The 16,713-nt window shown below is 72.2% G+C and carries 17 protein-coding genes; 11 read left to right on the top strand and 6 right to left on the bottom strand.

What is annotated here, in order from left to right:
- Positions 1-120: 120 nt before the first annotated feature.
- Positions 121-978 (bottom strand): 3-hydroxybutyryl-CoA dehydrogenase, encoded by an 858-nt coding sequence (locus ACIA6T_RS21830; RefSeq protein ID WP_385049299.1) that lies wholly within the window; start codon positions 976-978, stop codon positions 121-123.
- 190 nt (positions 979-1,168) lie between these two features.
- Between ACIA6T_RS21830 and ACIA6T_RS21835 the strand changes: the two genes are divergently transcribed.
- Entirely contained in the window at positions 1,169-2,383 is a 1,215-nt protein-coding gene (locus tag ACIA6T_RS21835; protein WP_399448291.1) for a glycoside hydrolase family 10 protein, read from the top strand.
- Between the two features lie 111 nt (positions 2,384-2,494).
- Here the strand turns inward: ACIA6T_RS21835 and ACIA6T_RS21840 are convergent, their stop codons facing one another.
- Positions 2,495-2,692 (bottom strand): DUF1918 domain-containing protein, encoded by a 198-nt coding sequence (locus ACIA6T_RS21840; protein WP_085575587.1) that lies wholly within the window; start codon positions 2,690-2,692, stop codon positions 2,495-2,497.
- Between the two features lie 12 nt (positions 2,693-2,704).
- A complete protein-coding gene (locus ACIA6T_RS21845; RefSeq protein WP_399448131.1) occupies positions 2,705-3,622 on the bottom strand; it encodes a DMT family transporter in 918 nt (305 codons plus the stop codon).
- On the opposite strand from ACIA6T_RS21845, the gene ACIA6T_RS21850 reads away from it, so the two are divergent.
- The 3 genes from ACIA6T_RS21850 (at position 3,621) to ACIA6T_RS21860 (ending at position 6,249) form a co-directional block, all read left to right on the top strand.
- On the top strand, positions 3,621-5,057 hold the full coding sequence (locus ACIA6T_RS21850; RefSeq protein ID WP_399448132.1) for a PLP-dependent aminotransferase family protein: 1,437 nt from the start codon (positions 3,621-3,623) through the stop codon (positions 5,055-5,057). The two genes, ACIA6T_RS21845 and ACIA6T_RS21850, sit on opposite strands and share 2 nt — an antisense overlap.
- A gap of 40 nt (positions 5,058-5,097) precedes the next feature.
- Positions 5,098-5,535 (top strand): GNAT family N-acetyltransferase, encoded by a 438-nt coding sequence (locus tag ACIA6T_RS21855; RefSeq protein ID WP_399448133.1) that lies wholly within the window; start codon positions 5,098-5,100, stop codon positions 5,533-5,535.
- A gap of 120 nt (positions 5,536-5,655) precedes the next feature.
- On the top strand, positions 5,656-6,249 hold the full coding sequence (locus ACIA6T_RS21860) for a histidine phosphatase family protein (RefSeq protein ID WP_399448134.1): 594 nt from the start codon (positions 5,656-5,658) through the stop codon (positions 6,247-6,249).
- On the opposite strand, the gene ACIA6T_RS21865 is transcribed toward ACIA6T_RS21860, so the two are convergent.
- Positions 6,231-6,671, bottom strand: coding sequence for a DUF6314 family protein (locus ACIA6T_RS21865; RefSeq protein ID WP_399448292.1), 441 nt, complete (start codon positions 6,669-6,671; stop codon positions 6,231-6,233). The two genes, ACIA6T_RS21860 and ACIA6T_RS21865, sit on opposite strands and share 19 nt — an antisense overlap.
- 152 nt (positions 6,672-6,823) lie before the next feature.
- Between ACIA6T_RS21865 and ACIA6T_RS21870 the strand changes: the two genes are divergently transcribed.
- From ACIA6T_RS21870 to ACIA6T_RS21900, 7 genes are all read left to right on the top strand, one after another.
- Positions 6,824-9,313, top strand: a complete 2,490-nt coding sequence (locus ACIA6T_RS21870; RefSeq protein ID WP_399448136.1) for an alpha-L-arabinofuranosidase C-terminal domain-containing protein — start codon at positions 6,824-6,826, stop codon at positions 9,311-9,313.
- A gap of 42 nt (positions 9,314-9,355) precedes the next feature.
- A complete protein-coding gene (locus ACIA6T_RS21875; RefSeq protein WP_399448137.1) occupies positions 9,356-9,664 on the top strand; it encodes a hypothetical protein in 309 nt (102 codons plus the stop codon).
- Between the two features lie 94 nt (positions 9,665-9,758).
- Positions 9,759-10,787 (top strand): N-acetyl-gamma-glutamyl-phosphate reductase, encoded by a 1,029-nt coding sequence (gene argC / locus ACIA6T_RS21880; RefSeq protein WP_399448138.1) that lies wholly within the window; start codon positions 9,759-9,761, stop codon positions 10,785-10,787.
- A complete protein-coding gene (argJ, locus tag ACIA6T_RS21885; protein ID WP_399448139.1) occupies positions 10,784-11,935 on the top strand; it encodes a bifunctional glutamate N-acetyltransferase/amino-acid acetyltransferase ArgJ in 1,152 nt (383 codons plus the stop codon). Before argC ends, argJ begins: the two co-directional genes overlap by 4 nt.
- On the top strand, positions 11,932-12,834 hold the full coding sequence (gene argB / locus ACIA6T_RS21890) for an acetylglutamate kinase (RefSeq protein ID WP_399448140.1): 903 nt from the start codon (positions 11,932-11,934) through the stop codon (positions 12,832-12,834). Before argJ ends, argB begins: the two co-directional genes overlap by 4 nt.
- Positions 12,831-14,036 (top strand): acetylornithine transaminase, encoded by a 1,206-nt coding sequence (locus ACIA6T_RS21895; RefSeq protein WP_399448141.1) that lies wholly within the window; start codon positions 12,831-12,833, stop codon positions 14,034-14,036. Before argB ends, ACIA6T_RS21895 begins: the two co-directional genes overlap by 4 nt.
- A gap of 7 nt (positions 14,037-14,043) precedes the next feature.
- Positions 14,044-14,583, top strand: coding sequence for an arginine repressor (locus tag ACIA6T_RS21900; protein WP_073933707.1), 540 nt, complete (start codon positions 14,044-14,046; stop codon positions 14,581-14,583).
- A gap of 309 nt (positions 14,584-14,892) precedes the next feature.
- Here the strand turns inward: ACIA6T_RS21900 and ACIA6T_RS21905 are convergent, their stop codons facing one another.
- Both ACIA6T_RS21905 and ACIA6T_RS21910 read right to left on the bottom strand, forming a co-directional pair.
- Positions 14,893-15,630: an FAD:protein FMN transferase gene (locus ACIA6T_RS21905; protein ID WP_399448293.1), complete on the bottom strand. Its 738-nt coding sequence runs from the start codon at positions 15,628-15,630 to the stop codon at positions 14,893-14,895.
- 55 nt (positions 15,631-15,685) lie between these two features.
- The gene (locus ACIA6T_RS21910) at positions 15,686-16,465 is read right to left on the bottom strand and encodes an FMN-binding protein (protein ID WP_399448142.1); all 780 of its coding nucleotides are present in this window, start codon (positions 16,463-16,465) and stop codon (positions 15,686-15,688) included.
- Positions 16,466-16,713 lie beyond the last annotated feature (248 nt).

A 16,713-nucleotide genomic window follows, 5' to 3' on the forward strand; every position in this document is an offset into this window, starting at 1 on the left:
TCGACACCCTCCCCAAACGACGTCGGCTCCCAAGACCACAACCGGGTCTTGGGAGCCGACGTCACGCGAGGGCCCGAATTAACCAACAGCATCCCTCGGGGTACCGGGCCCTCACGAAGCTCAGTACGTGTAGAAGCCCGAGCCGCTCTTGCGGCCCAGCCGGCCCGCGTCGACCATGCGCTGGAGCAGCGGGGGAGCGGCGTACAGCGGCTCCTTGTACTCCTCGTACATCGAGTACGCCACCGAGGCCACCGTGTCCAGGCCGATCAGGTCGGACAGCTTCAGCGGGCCCATCGGGTGGGCGCAGCCCATCTCCATGCCGTTGTCGATGTCCTCGCGGCTGGCGATGCCCGACTCGAACATCCGGATCGCGGAGAGCAGGTACGGGATCAGCAGCGCGTTCACCACGAAACCGGAGCGGTCCTGGGCGCGGATCGCGTGCTTGCCCAGCAGCTTCTCGGTGAAGGCCTGGGCGCGGCTCAGCGTGCCCTCGGAGGTGGTGAGCGCCGGGATCAGCTCGACCAGCTTCTGCACCGGGGCCGGGTTGAAGAAGTGGATGCCGATGACGTGGTCGGGCCGCGAGGTGGCGACCGCCAGCTTCACCAGCGGGATGGAGGAGGTGTTGGAGGCCAGGATCGCGTCCGGCCGGGTCACCACCTGGTCCAGGACCTGGAAGATCTCGGTCTTGACCTGCTCGTTCTCGACCACGGCCTCGATCACCAGATCACGGTCGGCGAACTCGCCGAGGTCCGTGGTGAAGCTCAGCCGGGCCTGCGTGGACTCCAGCTCCTCCGCGGAGATCTTGCCGCGCTCGGCCGCCTTCGACAGGGAGTTGAACAGCCGGGTGCGGCCGATCTCCAGGGCCTCGCCGGTGGTCTCGGCGACCTTGACGTCCAGTCCGGCACGGGCGCACACCTCGGCGATCCCCGCACCCATCTGACCGCAGCCCACCACTCCGACGCGTTCGATGTCGGTCACATCGGTCCTTTCGCTCCTGCTTATGGCCGTGGCAGGTCGCCGGGTCGCGGGTCCTGCTCCGTCCGTGCACGTTACTCCGAAGTATCGATGATCGATCGCGGGGGTGGGGCATCCTGGCCGCAGGACCGTATCCGACCAGGGGGTCGTCGGTGTTCCAGGGGAGGGCGCGATGGGGCGGGTGTCACGCAGGATGTTCGCGACGGCGGCGCTGGCCGCGCTGGCGACGGTGCCGCGGGCGTCCGCCGCGCCGCGGCCACGCGCGGCACCGTCCGCGGCGGCAGGTGAGATGCGGGGCATGTGGGTGGCCACCGTCACCAACCGGGACTGGCCCTCCCGGCCGGGGCTGAGCGCCGCGCGGCAGCGCGCCGAACTGCTCGACCACCTCGACACGGCCGTCCGTAACCGCCTCAACACGGTGATCTTCCAGGTACGGCCCACCGCCGACGCGCTGTGGCCCTCGCCGTACGAGCCGTGGTCGCAGTACCTCACCGGCACCCAGGGCACCCATCCCGGCTGGGACCCGCTCGGCACGGCCGTCGCGGAGGCCCACGCCCGGGGTCTGGAGCTGCACGCCTGGTTCAACCCGTACCGGGTGGCCCTGCACACCGACCCCGCCCGGCTCACCGCCTCCCACCCCGCCCGCCGGAACCCCGGCTGGACCGTCCCGTACGGCGGCAAGCTCTACTACAACCCTGGTCTGCCCGAGGTCCGCGCCTTCGTGCGGGAGGCGATGCTCGACGCGGTGCGCCGCTACCCCGTCGACGCGGTCCACTTCGACGACTACTTCTATCCGTATCCGGTGGCCGGGCAGACCTTCGACGACGACCTCGCCCACGACACCCACGGCGGGGACTTCCCGGACCGGGCGGCCTGGCGGCGGGACAACGTCGACCGGCTGGTGCGCGAGACGGCCGCCGGAATCAAGGAGATCCGCCCCGGCACCCGCTTCGGCATCAGCCCCTTCGGCGTGTGGCGCAACGCCGACGCGGACGAGCGGGGCTCCGACACGCACGCGGGCGTGCAGACGTACGACGATCTGCACGCCGACACCCGCCGGTGGGCGCGGGAGAACTGGATCGACTACGTCTGCCCGCAGCTCTACTGGAACATCGGCTTCGCCGCCGCCGACTACGCCGAGCTGCTGCGCTGGTGGGCCGAGGTCGTCCGGGACTCCGGGACCCGGCTGTACGCGGGGGAGGCCCTCTACAAGGCGGGCGACCCGGCCCAGCCCGCGGCCTGGCGGGACCCGGCCGAACTCTCCCGCCACCTCACGCTGGCCGCCGAGCACCCCGAGGTGCGCGGGCACGTCTTCTTCGCCGCCCGCGAGGTGGCGGCCGATCCGGTCGGGGCGATGGCGCGGGTGGTCGCCGACCACTACCGGCGGCCGGTCGCACCTCCGCGCTGACCGCAGGGGGTGCCGTCCGGACCTCGCCGAGCCGGGCGGAGCCCGGCGCGCACTCCCTCAGCGCCCCCGCTCGGCTCGACCGCATGGCGCCACCGATCCGAACGACGCCTCCTACCGCTGTCGCGTCGCCCTGTGCCGGATCTCGGTGTCGGGGCCGGGTGAGCACACGCCCTCGTGTCCGTCCTGGAAGCGGACGCGGTAGGGCGGGTTCCCTTCCTGGCCCATCACTTCGACGATCTCTCCGACCTTGTCGTGCTGGCCGACCACCCTGCCGTGCTGGACAAGCTGGTCACCCTCGGTTGCGCGCATCGGGGCCTCCTCTCAACCGCGTGCCCGCTGGGTGACGGCGATGCACACGAGCACAGCCGCAGCCGTCAGCGGAGCGGCCACCGTCAGCTGCTCGCTCAGCAGCAGCACCGACCACACCAGTGTGAGCAGCGGCTGGGCCAGCTGCAACTGGCTGGCCTTGGGGATGCCGATGGCCGCCATGCCCCGGTACCAGACGATCAGCCCGAGGAACTGCGAACCCGCCGCCACCCACAGCAGGCCGGCCACGCTGTGGGCGGTCGGTGTCACCGGCTCGACGGTCAGCGCGACCGCGGCGACGGGCAGGGTGAGCGGCAGGCACAGCATCAGCGCCCAGCCGATCACCTGCCAGCCCGGAATCGCCCGGGCCAGCCTGCCGCCCTCGGTGTAGCCGGCCGCGCACACCAGGAGCGCGGCGAAGAGGTACAGGTCGGCCGTGGTCAGCGCGCCGCCGCTCTGCTGCACGGTGAACGCCAGCACCGCCGCCGCGCCCGCGAGGGCCGCCGTCCAGAAGGTGCGTGAGGGGCGGGAGCCGACGCGCAGGGCGGACAGCAGTGCCGTGGTCAGCGGGAGCAGGCCGACCACGACGGCCGCGTGCGCGGTGGTCGAGGTCTGCAGGGCGAGGGTGGTCAGCATCGGGAAGCCGAGCACCACTCCGGCGCCGACCACCGCGAGTCCGGGCCAGTGCTTCCGGTCCGGCGGCGGCACGCGCAGCGCCAGCAGACAACCGCCGGCGACGAACGCCGCGAGCACACTGCGCACGGCCACCAGCGACCAGGGCCCGAACCCTTCGAGACCCCAGGCGGTGGCCGGGAAGGTGAGGGAGAAGGCGATCACGCCGAGGGCGGCCTGGAGGGTGCCGAAGCCGCGGCGGTCGCGGGGGGCGGTGACCGCTATCGGCGATGCGGCAGTAGCGCTACTCTGTGCTCTCATGCATGAGCGTAGCAGTGTCGGTGAACTGGCGGAGCATCTGCGAAGGGAGCTGGACCGCTACTCTCCCGGTGGAAAACTCCCGTCCAGCCGGGCCCTGGTGGAGCGGTACCGGGTGAGTCCGGTGACCGTCTCCCGGGCGCTGGCACAGCTCGCCGCCGAGGGACTGGTGGTCACCCGGCCCGGCGCCGGCGCCTTCCGCGCACAGCCCCGGGCCACGGCCGCGCCCGCCGGGGACACCTCCTGGCAGGAGGTCGCCCTCAGCGCCGACGGCGCCGCCGACCTCGTACCGCGCTCGGTGGACGCCTCCGGGGTGCTGGTCTCGCTGGCCGCGCCACCGCCCGGCGTGATCGAGTTCAACGGCGGCTATCTGCACCCCTCCCTGCAACCGGAGCGGGCCATGGCGGCGGCACTGTCCCGCGCCGGACGCAGACCGGGCGCCTGGGGACGGCCGCCCATGGAAGGGCTGCCCGAGCTGCGCGAGTGGTTCGCGCGCAGCATCGGCGGGCCGGTGACGGCGGCGGGCGTGCTGGTCACCTCGGGCGGGCAGTCCGCGCTGACCACCGCTCTGCGCGCACTCGCCCCGCCGGGCGCCCCCGTCCTCGTCGAGTCGCCCACCTACCCCGGCATGCTCGCCATCGCCCGCGCCGCCGGACTGCGCCCCGTGCCCGTCCCGGTGGACGCGGACGGCGTACGGCCCGCACTGCTCGCGGACGCGTTCCGCGCGACCGGCGCCCGCGTCTTCGTCTGCCAGCCGCTGTTCCAGAACCCCACCGGCGCCGTGCTCGCCCCCGGCCGGCGCGGCGAGGTGCTGCGCATCGCCCGCGAGGCGGGCGCCTTCGTGGTCGAGGACGACTTCGTACGGCGGCTGGTGCACGAGGACGCGGGCCCGCTGCCGCGCCCGCTGGCCGCCGACGACCCCGACGGGGTGGTGGTGCACGTCTGCTCGCTGACCAAGGCGACCTCGCCCAGCTTCCGGGTGAGCGCGCTCGCCGCGCACGGCCCGGTCCTGGAACGGCTGCGGGCCATCCAGATCGTCGACACCTTCTTCGTGCCCCGGCCCCTCCAGGAGGCCACGCTGGAACTCGTCGGCTCGCCCGCCTGGCCGCGCCATCTGCGCGCGATCTCGGCCGCGCTGCGGGCCCGCCGGGACGCGATGACCGCCGCGCTCCGCCTCCACCTGCCCGAACTCGCCCTGCCGCACATCCCGTCCGGCGGCTACCACCTGTGGCCGCGACTGCCCGCCGGCGCGGCGGAGTCCGCCCTGACCGCCGCCGCCCTGCGCGCCGGCGTCGCCGTCACCCCCGGCCGGCCCTACTTCAGCGCCGAACCCCCGGCCGGCCACCTCCGTCTGAGCTTCGCGGCGGTGGCCGGCACCGAGGAGATCACCGAGGGCGTACGGCGTCTGCGCACCGCCTGCGACGAGGTGCTGGGATAAGGGTTCGACGCCGTACGGCCCGACCTGCGAGCATCCGGCCATGACCGACTCCCCGCGCCTGCCCGAGGGCTACGAGATCACCACCGACCCCGCCCGCATCGACGCCGAGCGCGTGCACCGGTGGCTGTCCACCGACGCCTACTGGGCCCTGGGCCGCTCCCGTGAGAAGCAGGACCGGGCGATCGAGGGCTCGCTCAACTTCGGCGTCCACGACACCCTCTCGGGGGAGCAGGTGGCGTACGCCCGGGTCATCACCGACCGGGCGACCTTCGCCTGGCTGTGCGATGTGTACGTGGACCCGTCGGTGCGCGGCAAGGGCGTCGGTACGGCCCTGGTGGCGGCCGTGCGGGAGGAGCTGCGGCCCTGCGGGGTGAAGCGGATCATGCTGGCCACGCACGACGCGCACGAGGTCTACGCCAGGCTCGGGTTCCGGCCACTGGAGCGGCCCGACCAGTGGATGGCGCTCACCGAAGGATGACGGAGCTTTTCGGGGCACTTGTCCGCCCCGTCCTTACCAGCCAGTAAAGCCGGATGTACCTTGAGTGACGGCTCGGTGACACCTCTTGACCCGCGCACCCCGGCGACTCACGATCGCCGCATGGCACTTCGGGTCACGTTCGTCGCCGCCGCGGGGAGCTCCTCGGTGCTCGCCGAACGCTTCGAGGACGACCGGCCGCTGGACCAGGCCGGCTGGGGCGAGGTGCGACGGGTCGCGCACGAGCTGCTGCCGCTCGCCGCGGCCGATCTGCGCTACTGCTCCCCGGCCCCGCGCAGTCGCGCCACGGGGGAGGGTCTCGGATACGCGCCGCTGGTGCAACTCGCCCTGCGCGACTGTGACATGGGCCGCTGGCGGGGGCTGACGCTGGGGGAGGCGATGGCCCGGGAACCGGGGGCCGTGGACGCCTGGCTCGCCGACCCGCGGTCCACCCCGCACGGCGGGGAGTCACTGCTCGACTTCATCGGCCGCGTCGGCGGCTGGCTCGACACCCGGCCGGTCGAGGACGGCTGCCGGGTCGTCGCGGTGGCCGAGCCGTCGGTGATCCGCGCGGCCCTGGTGTACGTGCTCAAGGCCCCGCCGGCCACGTACTGGAACATCGACGTCCGCTCGCTGTCGGCGATCGGTGTCGCCGGCCGGGCGGGCCGCTGGAACCTGCGCCTCGAAGGGGTGCCGGCTCAGCCCACGCGCGCGTAGCCGGTGGTGAGCTCCAGGTCCTTGGCGGGACCGCGCACCCGCCAGACCGTCCGCCAGTGGTCCGCGTCCCGGACGGTGAACTCGCCCCGGTAGAGGTCGGCCGAGCAGGGGTGGTCGGCGACGTACCGTCCCGCGGTGAGGTCCAGGTCGTGGAAGGGGCGCCCGTCCGCGAACCGTACGTCCGCCGTGCCGCCCGGTCCGGGCAGGAAGCGCAGGGTCCGCTCGGCGGGCCGGGTGACGCCCCGCCAGGTGAAGTCGCCGGACTCGCTCTGCAGCAGACCGCCGCCCTCCAGCGGGCCGAAAACGACCGTCCCCTCGAAGCGCCCCTCCTCGCCGCTCACCAGATCCCGCACGGTCCGTTCCGCCCGCCAGTGGCCGCTCAGGTAGCCCAGTGCGTCGGGCACTGGCCAGAACTCGCCCATCCCGCCTCGTTCCCGCGTGGTGTCCGTTGCCGCACGCCCCATTGACGTGCTCCTGTCTCCTCCCTATCTTGCCGTTCGAAGTGCTGACCAATGGTCGATATATCGAACACTTCCTAGAGCCGCCCACTCCTAGAGAGAGCCGCCGAGTGTCCATGCCACGCACAGCACGCCACCGCGCCCGCCTCGGACTCGGACTCACCGCCACCGCGCTCCTGACGGCCACCGCCCTCGTCCCGGCCCCCGCGCACGCCGAGGCCGCCGCCGACTACACGATCACCGTCGACCCGGAGGCCGAGGGCGCGGAGATCGACGACACGATGTACGGCGTCTTCTTCGAGGACATCAACCGGGCCGCCGACGGCGGTCTGTACGCCGAACTCGTGCAGAACCGGTCCTTCGAGTACTCCACCGCCGACAACGGCTCCTACACACCCCTGACCTCCTGGTCGGTGGGCGGTACGGCCGAGGTGGTGAACGACTCCGGCAGGCTCAACGAGCGCAACCGCAACTACCTCTCCCTGACGGCCGGTTCGTCGGTCACGAACTCCGGCTACAACACCGGCATCCGGGTCGAGGAGGGCGAGCGGTACGACTTCTCGGTGTGGGCCCGCGCCGAGAGCGCCACCACCCTCACCGTCACGCTGAAGGACGCCGCCGGTGAGCTCGCGAGGGCCCGCAGGGTGGCCGTCGAGGGCGGCTGGGCGAAGTACGAGGTCACCTTCAAGGCGTCCCGCACCAGCAACCGCGGCCGGCTCGCCGTCGCCACCACGGACGCGGCGGCCCTCGACATGGTGTCGCTCTTCCCGCGCGACACCTACAGGAACCAGTCCAACGGCCTGCGCAAGGACCTCGCCGAGAAGATCGCCGCCCTGGAACCGGGCTTCGTCCGCTTCCCCGGCGGCTGCCTGGTCAACACCGGCTCCATGGAGGACTACAGCGAGGCCTCCGGCTGGCAGCGCAAGCGCTCCTACCAGTGGAAGGACACCGTAGGCCCGGTCGAGGAGCGCGCCACCAACGCCAACTTCTGGGGTTACAACCAGAGTTACGGTCTCGGTTACTACGAGTACTTCCGCTTCGCCGAGGACGTCGGCGCCATGCCGCTGCCCGTCGTCCCCGCCCTGGTCACCGGCTGCGGCCAGAACAAGGCCACCGACGACGAGGCGCTGCTGAAGCGGCACATCCAGGACACCCTCGACCTGATCGAGTTCGCCAACGGCCCGGCGGACTCCACCTGGGGCAAGGTGCGCGCCGGGATGGGACACCGGGAGCCCTTCGGCCTCACCCACATCGGGGTCGGCAACGAGGAGAACCTGCCGCGCGAGTTCTTCGCCCGCTTCCAGCAGTTCCGGGCCGCCGTCGAGGCGGAGTACCCGGACATCACCGTCGTCTCCAACTCCGGCCCCGACGACTCCGGCACGACCTTCGACACCGCCTGGCAGCTCAACCGCGAGGGCGAGGTCGACATGGTCGACGAGCACTACTACAACAGCCCGCAGTGGTTCCTGCAGAACAACGACCGCTACGACTCCTACGACCGGGGCGGCCCCAAGGTCTTCCTCGGTGAGTACGCCTCCCAGGGCAACGCCTGGAAGAACGGCCTCGCCGAAGCCGCCTTCATGACCGGCCTGGAGCGCAACGCCGACATCGTCAAGCTGGCCTCGTACGCGCCGCTGCTCGCCAACGAGGACTACGTCCAGTGGTCGCCGGACATGATCTGGTTCAACAACCACGCCTCCTGGGGCTCGGCCGACTACGAGGTCCAGAAGCTGTTCATGAACAACGTCGGCGACCGCGTGGTCCCGTCGGAGGCGAGCACCACCCCGGACGTCAGCGGCCCCATCACCGGAGCCGTCGGCCTGTCGACGTGGGCGACGAGCGCGGCGTACGACGACGTGAAGGTGACCTCCGCCGACGGCGGCACCCTGCTGAGCGACGACTTCTCGGGTGACGCCGCGCAGTGGACCCACAGCGGCGGCGGCAGCTGGAGCGTCCAGGACGGGCAGTACGCGCAGACCGACGAGGCAGCCGAGAACACCCTGGTCACGGCCGGTGACCCGGCCTGGCACGACTACGACCTGCATGTGAAGGCCACCAAGAAGGCCGGCAAGGAGGGCTTCCTCGTCGCCTTCGGCGTCAAGGACACCGGCAACTACTACTGGTGGAACCTCGGCGGCTGGAACAACACCCGGTCCGCCGTCGAGCGGGCCTCGGACGGCGGCAAGTCGACGCTGATCTCCAAGGCCGGCTCGATCGAGACGGGCCGCGCCTACGACATCGACGTCAAGGTGCGGGGCCGCCAGGTGACCCTCTACCTCGACGGCCAGGAGTGGGGAAGCTTCACCGACGACAAGCCGGCCGAGCCGTTCCGCCAGGTGGTCACCGAGGACGCCCGCACCGGCGACCTGATCGTCAAGGTCGTCAACGCCCGGCCGTCCGAGGCCCGCACGGCGATCGACCTCGGCGGCGCGAAGGTCTCCTCCAAGGCCCGTGTGACCACCCTGGCCGCCGACGCGGACGCGGTCAACACCGAGACGGACGCCCCGGTCACCCCGGTGACCTCCACCTTCAGGGGCGTCGACAGCGAGTTCACGTACACCTTCCCGGCGAACTCGGTGACGTTCCTGCGGATCGGGCAGCGGTGACCCCGGCCCGCCGGGAGACCGGCGGGCTAGGCTCTCGTACTCATGAGCGTCGTGAGGGTCTGGAAGGGGGTGCGGCGGGCCGACAGGTCCGTCGCACCCTTCGTCGTGGCGGGGAACGTCCTGGTGGGCGGTGTGCTCCTGTGGCTGGCGATCGGCGGGATCGGGAGCCCCGCCACCCGCGAGGAGGAGACCGCCGCACAGGACCTGGCGCTGCGGATCTTCGGCTGCTGGCTGCTGGGCGGAGTGGCGCTGTTCGCCGTGCTCGGCATGGTCCGCTCCCTGCTCGGCCACCTCGCCGCCCTGCTCCTCACCCCCCTCGTGATCGCCGTTGCCCTGATGGCCCTGGCCTGACCCCGCCGCCGACGGCCGCGGGACCGTTCCGGGACCGCATTGCATAAACGTGCATGGAAACGTATAGTCATGCCATCCAGGAGGAGGGTTTTCCATGGTGGTACGTGCTGCGGTGGCCGGAGCGAGCGGGTATGCGGGCGGTGAGCTGCTGCGTCTGCTCCTCGCGCACCCCGAGGTCGAGATCGGTGCCCTGACCGGCAACTCCAACGCCGGGCAGCGGCTGGGCGCGCTCCAGCCGCATCTGCTGCCGCTGGCCGACCGCGTACTGGAGCCGACCACGCCCGAGGTGCTCGCCGGGCACGACGTCGTCTTCCTCGCGCTGCCGCACGGCCAGTCCGCCGCCGTCGCCGAGCAGCTCGGCGAGGAGGTGCTCGTGGTCGACATGGGCGCCGACTTCCGGCTGCGGGACGCCGCCGACTGGGAGGCGTTCTACGGCTCCCCGCACGCCGGTACCTGGCCCTACGGCCTGCCCGAACTGCCGGGTGCCCGCGCCGCGCTGGAGGGGTCCAAGCGCGTCGCGGTGCCCGGCTGCTACCCGACCGCCGTCTCCCTCGCCCTCTTCCCGGCGTACGCCGCCGGTCTCGCCGAGCCCGAGGCGGTGATCGTCGCCGCCTCCGGCACCTCCGGCGCGGGCAAGGCGCCCAAGCCGCACCTGCTGGGCAGCGAGGTCATGGGCTCCATGTCGCCGTACGGCGTGGGCGGCGGGCACCGGCACACCCCCGAGATGATCCAGAACCTCGGCGCGGCGGCGGGCGAGCGGGTCTCCGTCTCCTTCACGCCGACCCTCGCGCCGATGCCCCGCGGCATCCTCGCCACCTGCACCGCGAAGGCGAAGCCCGGCGTCACCGCAGAGTCCGTGCGCGCCGCCTACGAGAAGGCCTTCGCCGACGAGCCCTTCGTCCACCTGCTGCCCGAGGGCCGGTGGCCCGCGACCGCGTCCGTCCACGGTTCCAACGCCGTTCAGATCCAGGTCGCGTACGACACCGCCGCCGGCCGGATCATCGCGATCAGCGCCATCGACAACCTGACCAAGGGCACCGCGGGCGGTGCCGTCCAGAGCATGAACATCGCCCTGGGCCTCGACGAGGCCACCGGGCTGACGACGATCGGAGTTGCGCCGTGAGTGTGACGGCAGCGAAGGGATTCACGGCGGCGGGCATCGCCGCCGGGATCAAGGAGAACGGCAACCCCGACCTGGCCCTCGTGGTCAACAACGGCCCCCGCCGCGCCGCCGCCGGCGTCTTCACCTCCAACCGCGTCAAGGCGGCGCCCGTGCTCTGGTCCGAGCAGGTGCTGAAGAGCGGGCAGTTGTCCGCCGTCGTCCTCAACTCCGGTGGCGCCAACGCCTGTACGGGACCGAAGGGCTTCCAGGACACCCACGCCACCGCCGAGAAGGCGGCCGAGGTGCTCGGCACCGGCGCGGGCGAGATCGCCGTCTGCTCGACGGGACTCATCGGCGTACTGCTCCCCATGGACAAGCTGCTCCCCGGCGTCGAGACCGCCGCCGGCCTGCTCTCCGAGCACGGCGGTGAGAAGGCCGCCATCGCCATCAAGACCACCGACACCGTCCACAAGACCTCCGTCGTCACCAAGGACGGCTGGACCGTCGGCGGCATGGCCAAGGGCGCCGGCATGCTCGCCCCCGGCCTCGCCACCATGCTCGTCGTCCTCACCACCGACGCCGACCTCGGCCCCGAGGTGCTCGACAAGGCCCTGCGGGACGCGACCCGGGTCACCTTCGACCGGGTCGACTCCGACGGCTGCATGTCCACCAACGACACCGTGCTGCTGCTCGCCTCCGGTGCCTCCGGGGCCACGCCCGGGTACGAGGAGTTCGCCGAGGCCGTACGGGCCGTCTGCGACGACCTCGGTCAGCAGCTCATCCGCGACGCCGAGGGCGCCAGCAAGGACATCAAGGTCGAGGTGATCAACGCGGCGACCGAGGACGACGCCGTCGAGGTGGGCCGCTCCATCGCCCGCAACAACCTCCTCAAGTGCGCCCTCCACGGCGAGGACCCCAACTGGGGCCGCGTCCTCTCCGCGATCGGCACCACGAAGGCCGCCTTCGAGCCCGACGAGCTCAACGTCGCCATCAACGGTGTCTGGGTCTGCAGGAACGGCGGCGTCGGCGAGGACCGCGACCAGGTCGACATGCGCTACCGCGAGGTCCACATCGTCGCCGACCTCGCCGCCGGGGACGCCACCGCCACCATCTGGACCAACGACCTCACCGCCGACTACGTCCACGAGAACAGCGCGTATTCCTCATGACCAACACCCGTAAGCACACCGCGCTGCCCAAGGCGCAGATCCTCATCGAGGCGCTGCCCTGGCTCACCCGCCACCACGGCAAGACGGTCGTCATCAAGTTCGGCGGCAACGCCATGGTCGACGAGGACCTGAAGGCCGCCTTCGCCCAGGACGTCGTCTTCCTGCGCCATGCCGGTCTCAAGCCCGTCGTCGTGCACGGCGGCGGCCCCCAGATCAGCCGCGCGCTCGACCGGCACGGCATCGTCAGCGAGTTCAAGGCCGGCCTGCGCGTCACCACCGAGGACGCCATGGACGTCGTACGCATGGTGCTCGCCGGACAGGTGCAGCGCGAGCTGGTCGGTCTGCTCAACCGGCACGGCCCGTTCGCCGTCGGCCTCACCGGCGAGGACGCGCACACCCTCACCGCCACCAAGCACCGGCCCGAGATCGACGGCGAGCTCGTCGACATCGGACGGGTCGGCGAGATCACCGACATCGACACCGGCGCGATCGAGGCCCTGCTCGCCGACGGCCGCATCCCGGTCGTCTCGTCGATCGCCCGCAGCCAGGACGACCACCATGTCTACAACGTCAATGCTGATACGGCGGCTGCGGCACTCGCTGCTGCACTGGGCGCCGAGACCCTCATGGTCCTCACGGACGTCGAAGGACTCTACGAGGACTGGCCGAACAGCGACGAGGTGATCAGCCGCCTCACCGCGTCCCAGCTCGAGAAACTCCTGCCGGAGCTGTCCTCCGGCATGGTGCCGAAGATGGAGGGCTGTCTGCACGCCGTACGCAACGGCGTGACCACCGCCCGCGTCATCGACGGCCGGGTCCAGCACTCGATCCTGCTGGAGATCTTCACGGACGAGGGCATCGGCACGATGGTCGTGCCCGACGAACAGGGGGAGTCGTGACCAACGCAGAACTCACCGCACGGTGGCAGGGCGCGCTGATGAACAACTACGGCACGCCGCGCCTGCCCCTCGTACGCGGCGAGGGCCCGAAGGTCTGGGACGCCGAGGGCACGGAGTACCTCGACTTCGTCGGCGGCATCGCGACCAACGCCCTCGGCCACGCCCACCCGGCGATCGTCGGGGCCGTCAGCCGGCAGATCGGCTCCCTCGGCCACATCTCCAACTTCTTCATGGCCGAGCCGACCGTCGCCCTCGCCGAGCGGCTCCTCCGGCTCTTCGGCCGGGACGGCAGGGTCTTCTTCTGCAACTCCGGCGCCGAGGCCAACGAGGCCGCCTTCAAGATCGGCCGGCTCACCGGGCGGACCCACGTCGTCGCCACCGAGGGCGCCTTCCACGGCCGTACGATGGGCGCCCTCGCGCTCACCGGACAGCCCGGCAAGCGGGAGCCGTTCCAGCCGCTGCCCGCCGACGTCACCCACGTGCCCTTCGGCGACGCGCAGGCACTGGCCGCCGCGGTCACCGAGGAGACGGCCCTGGTGATCATCGAGCCCATCCAGGGCGAACTCGGTGTCGTCGTCCCGCCCGCCGGCTACCTGAAGGCGGCCCGCGCCATCACCGCCGCCACCGGCGCGCTGCTCGTCCTCGACGAGGTGCAGACCGGCATCGGCCGTACCGGGCACTGGTTCGAGTACCAGGCCCACGAGGGCGTCCTGCCGGACGTCGTCACCCTCGCCAAGCAACTCGGCGGCGGCCTGCCGCTCGGCGCCACCGTCGCCTTCGGCCGCGCCGCCGACCTGCTCCGGCCCGGCCACCACGGCACGACCTTCGGCGGCAACCCGGTCGCCTGCGCCGCCGGACTCGCCGTTCTCGACACCATCGAGGACGAGGGACTGCTGGAGAACGTCAAGCGGCAGGGCGAGAAACTCCGCGACGGGATCGAGGGGTCCGGCCACGCCTTGATCGACCATGTCCGGGGCTCGGGCCTCCTCCTGGGTATCGTGCTCACCGAGCCGCTCGCGCCCCAGGTGCAACAGGCGGCTCAGGACGCCGGATTCCTCGTGAACGCGCCCGCCCCCGATGTCGTACGGCTGATGCCGCCGCTGAACCTCGGCGACGACGCGGTGGACGCCTTCCTCGGGGCGCTGCCCGGCATCCTGGACCAGGCCGGTACGGCGGGCGGGGAAGGACGATCCGGGGAATGAGACGACGATGAGCCAGGAGCAGGACCAGGGGCAGCAGGCCGGGCCCGCCGTGCCGCAGACGCGCACCGCACGCCACCGCCGGATCGTGGACATCCTCAACCGGCAGCCGGTGCGGTCGCAGAGCCAGCTCGCGAAGCTGCTCGCGGACGACGGGCTGAGCGTCACCCAGGCGACGCTGTCGCGGGACCTGGACGAGCTGAACGCGGTGAAGATCCGCAACAACGACGGTGACCTGATCTACGCGGTGCCGAGCGAGGGGGGGTTCCGCACCCCCCGGGCGCCGCTGGGGGAGTCCGCCAAGGAGGAGCGGATGCGGAGGCTGTCGCAGGAGCTGCTGATCTCCGCGGAGGCCTCCGCGAACCTGGTCGTCCTGCGGACCCCGCCCGGTGCGGCCCAGTTCCTGGCGTCGGCCATCGACCAGGCGGAACTCCACGACATCCTCGGCACGATCGCCGGCGACGACACGCTGCTGCTGATCAGCCGGGAACCGACGGGAGGTCAGGCCCTGGCGGACCACTTGCTCCGCCTGGCCCAGAACGGCCACTGATCGCTCCGCGGGTTTCCGGTACGCCCCCTGCGGGCCGTCTGCGGCCGGTCGCGCAGTTCCCCGCGCCCCTGGGGGAACTGCAGTACTCCCGACTGAGGGGCCCCGCAGCCACGTCCCCACCCCGCAGCCTCCGCCCCGTAGCCACGGCCCCGTGCCGTAGCCACGTCCCCACCCCGCAGCCACGGCCCCGTGCCGCAGCCGCGGGCAGTCGTGCCGCTGGGGCGGCACGGGTGGGCGCGGCGGCACCTCGCGAACGCGGTGAGTGAAACCGTTGCCTCAGCCGCAGCGCCGCTCACTCAGGAGCGCCGCTCACCCCAGCCACCCCGCCAGCCCCCCGGTGCACCGCACCTCGTCGCCCGCCGTGATCAGCAGCGCCTCGACGCCCGGGAGGGACTCCAGCCACCGCAGCCCCTCCCGCGACCCCATCGCGAACGCCGCCGTGGCCCAGCAGTCCGCCCACGTCAGGCGAGGGGCCACGACCGTCACCGCGACCAGGTCGGTCACCGCGGAGCGACCCGTGCGCGGGTCGACGATGTGATCGCCCCGCTCGGCCGTGCCGGACGTCGCCACAGCCAGTTCCGAGGCCCCGGCCGCGGAGACGACGGCGGCGAGACCGCCCGGACGCAACGGGTCCGACACCCCCACCCGCCACGGCCGCCCCGCCCCCGGCGCCCCCAGCAACTGGACGTCCCCGCCCCCGTTGACACTCACCCCCGTCACCCCCGCGACAGCGAGCCGCCGCGCCGCCCGCTCCGTGGCCCAGCCCTTCACCACGCCCGTCGGATCGAGCCGCCCCCGGTAACGCGGACTGAACCAGCCCTCACTCACCCGCTCCGCCTCCGCCGCCAGCTCCAGCACCTCGGCGACCTCGGCATCGCACTCCCCGACGCTCAGCTCACCCCGCGCCAGCCGGGAGACCTGGCTGTCGTCGCGGTACGTGCTGAACACCTCGTCGACCCGGTGCAGCCCCGCGACCGCCTCCTCCAGCGCCGCGCGCACCGCAGCGGGTTCCCCGCCGCGGACGTCGAGGGAGAAGACGGTCCCCATCGTCTCCTCCGCGTGACGCACCGCGGCGGGAGCCCCGGCCGGCTCGGCCACCGTGTCAGCCACCGGCCTTGTCCAGCGCCGACTGAAGCGACTGTTTGTACCCCGCGCTCGTGTACGTGGCCCCCGACACCGCGTCGATCCCCGCGTCGCCGGCCGCCACCGCCGCCTGGTTGAGCTTCGGCACCGCGTCGGAGTTGACCTGGTCGCTCTGCCCGCCCTCGGGCCTCCGCACCGCCTCCGCCTTGGTGATCTTCCCGCCGCTGACGGTGATCCGCACCTGTACCGGCCCGTACTGCGTCTGCGCCACGTCCCCGGTGACGGTCCGCGCCTGCGCGCTCCCGGCACCGTCCGATCCGGAAGACCCCGAGGACCCCGGGGACCCGGCCGCCCGCGCCTTGTCCAGCGCCGACTGCAACGACTTCTTGTACCCGGAACTCGTATAGGTCGCCCCCGACACCGCGTCGATCTCCGCGCTCTGCGCCGCGACGGCCGCCTGGTTGAGCCTGGGCACGGCGTTGGAGGTGATCTGGTCGCTCCGCCCGCCCTCGGGCGCCTGCACCGCCTCGGCCTTGGTGATCTTCCCGCCGCTCACCGTCAGCCGGACCTGCACCGCGCCGTACCGGGTCCGCGCCGCGTCACCGGTGACGGTGCCGTTCCCGATGGGCTGGGCGGCTCCGCCCTGCGGCGACTGGGCCGCCGCGGGCGGGACCGCGCCGCCGGCCGCGGCGGCCGAGCCGGGGTCGGACGCCGGCTTCAGCGACAGCAGCAGCACGATGCCGGACACGGTGGCGGCGGTCGCGAGCACGGCACGCCGGACGGGGTGACTCTTCTTCACCTGGAACCTCCGAGGAAGCCCTGGGCTTCAGCCCGGGGGTGATGCGGACGTCGGGTGAGCAGACCGAGGCGTGCGATTTCGCCCGGAAGGCGACAGACCGTCCTCAGGCCCGGGCAGGATGACTGTCGTGCGGTGCGAGAACCAGGCACACGCAACTCCTTTGTCTTAACGGGCAACCGGGCAGGTTCCGTCCCGGCTGGTGCCGAGAGCGTCAGACTCTTTCGTTCGCTGAGCGGATGAGCTGCTTG

The organism is Streptomyces sp. NPDC051740 (genome assembly GCF_044453165.1).
Classification (GTDB): domain Bacteria; phylum Actinomycetota; class Actinomycetes; order Streptomycetales; family Streptomycetaceae; genus Streptomyces; species Streptomyces atrovirens.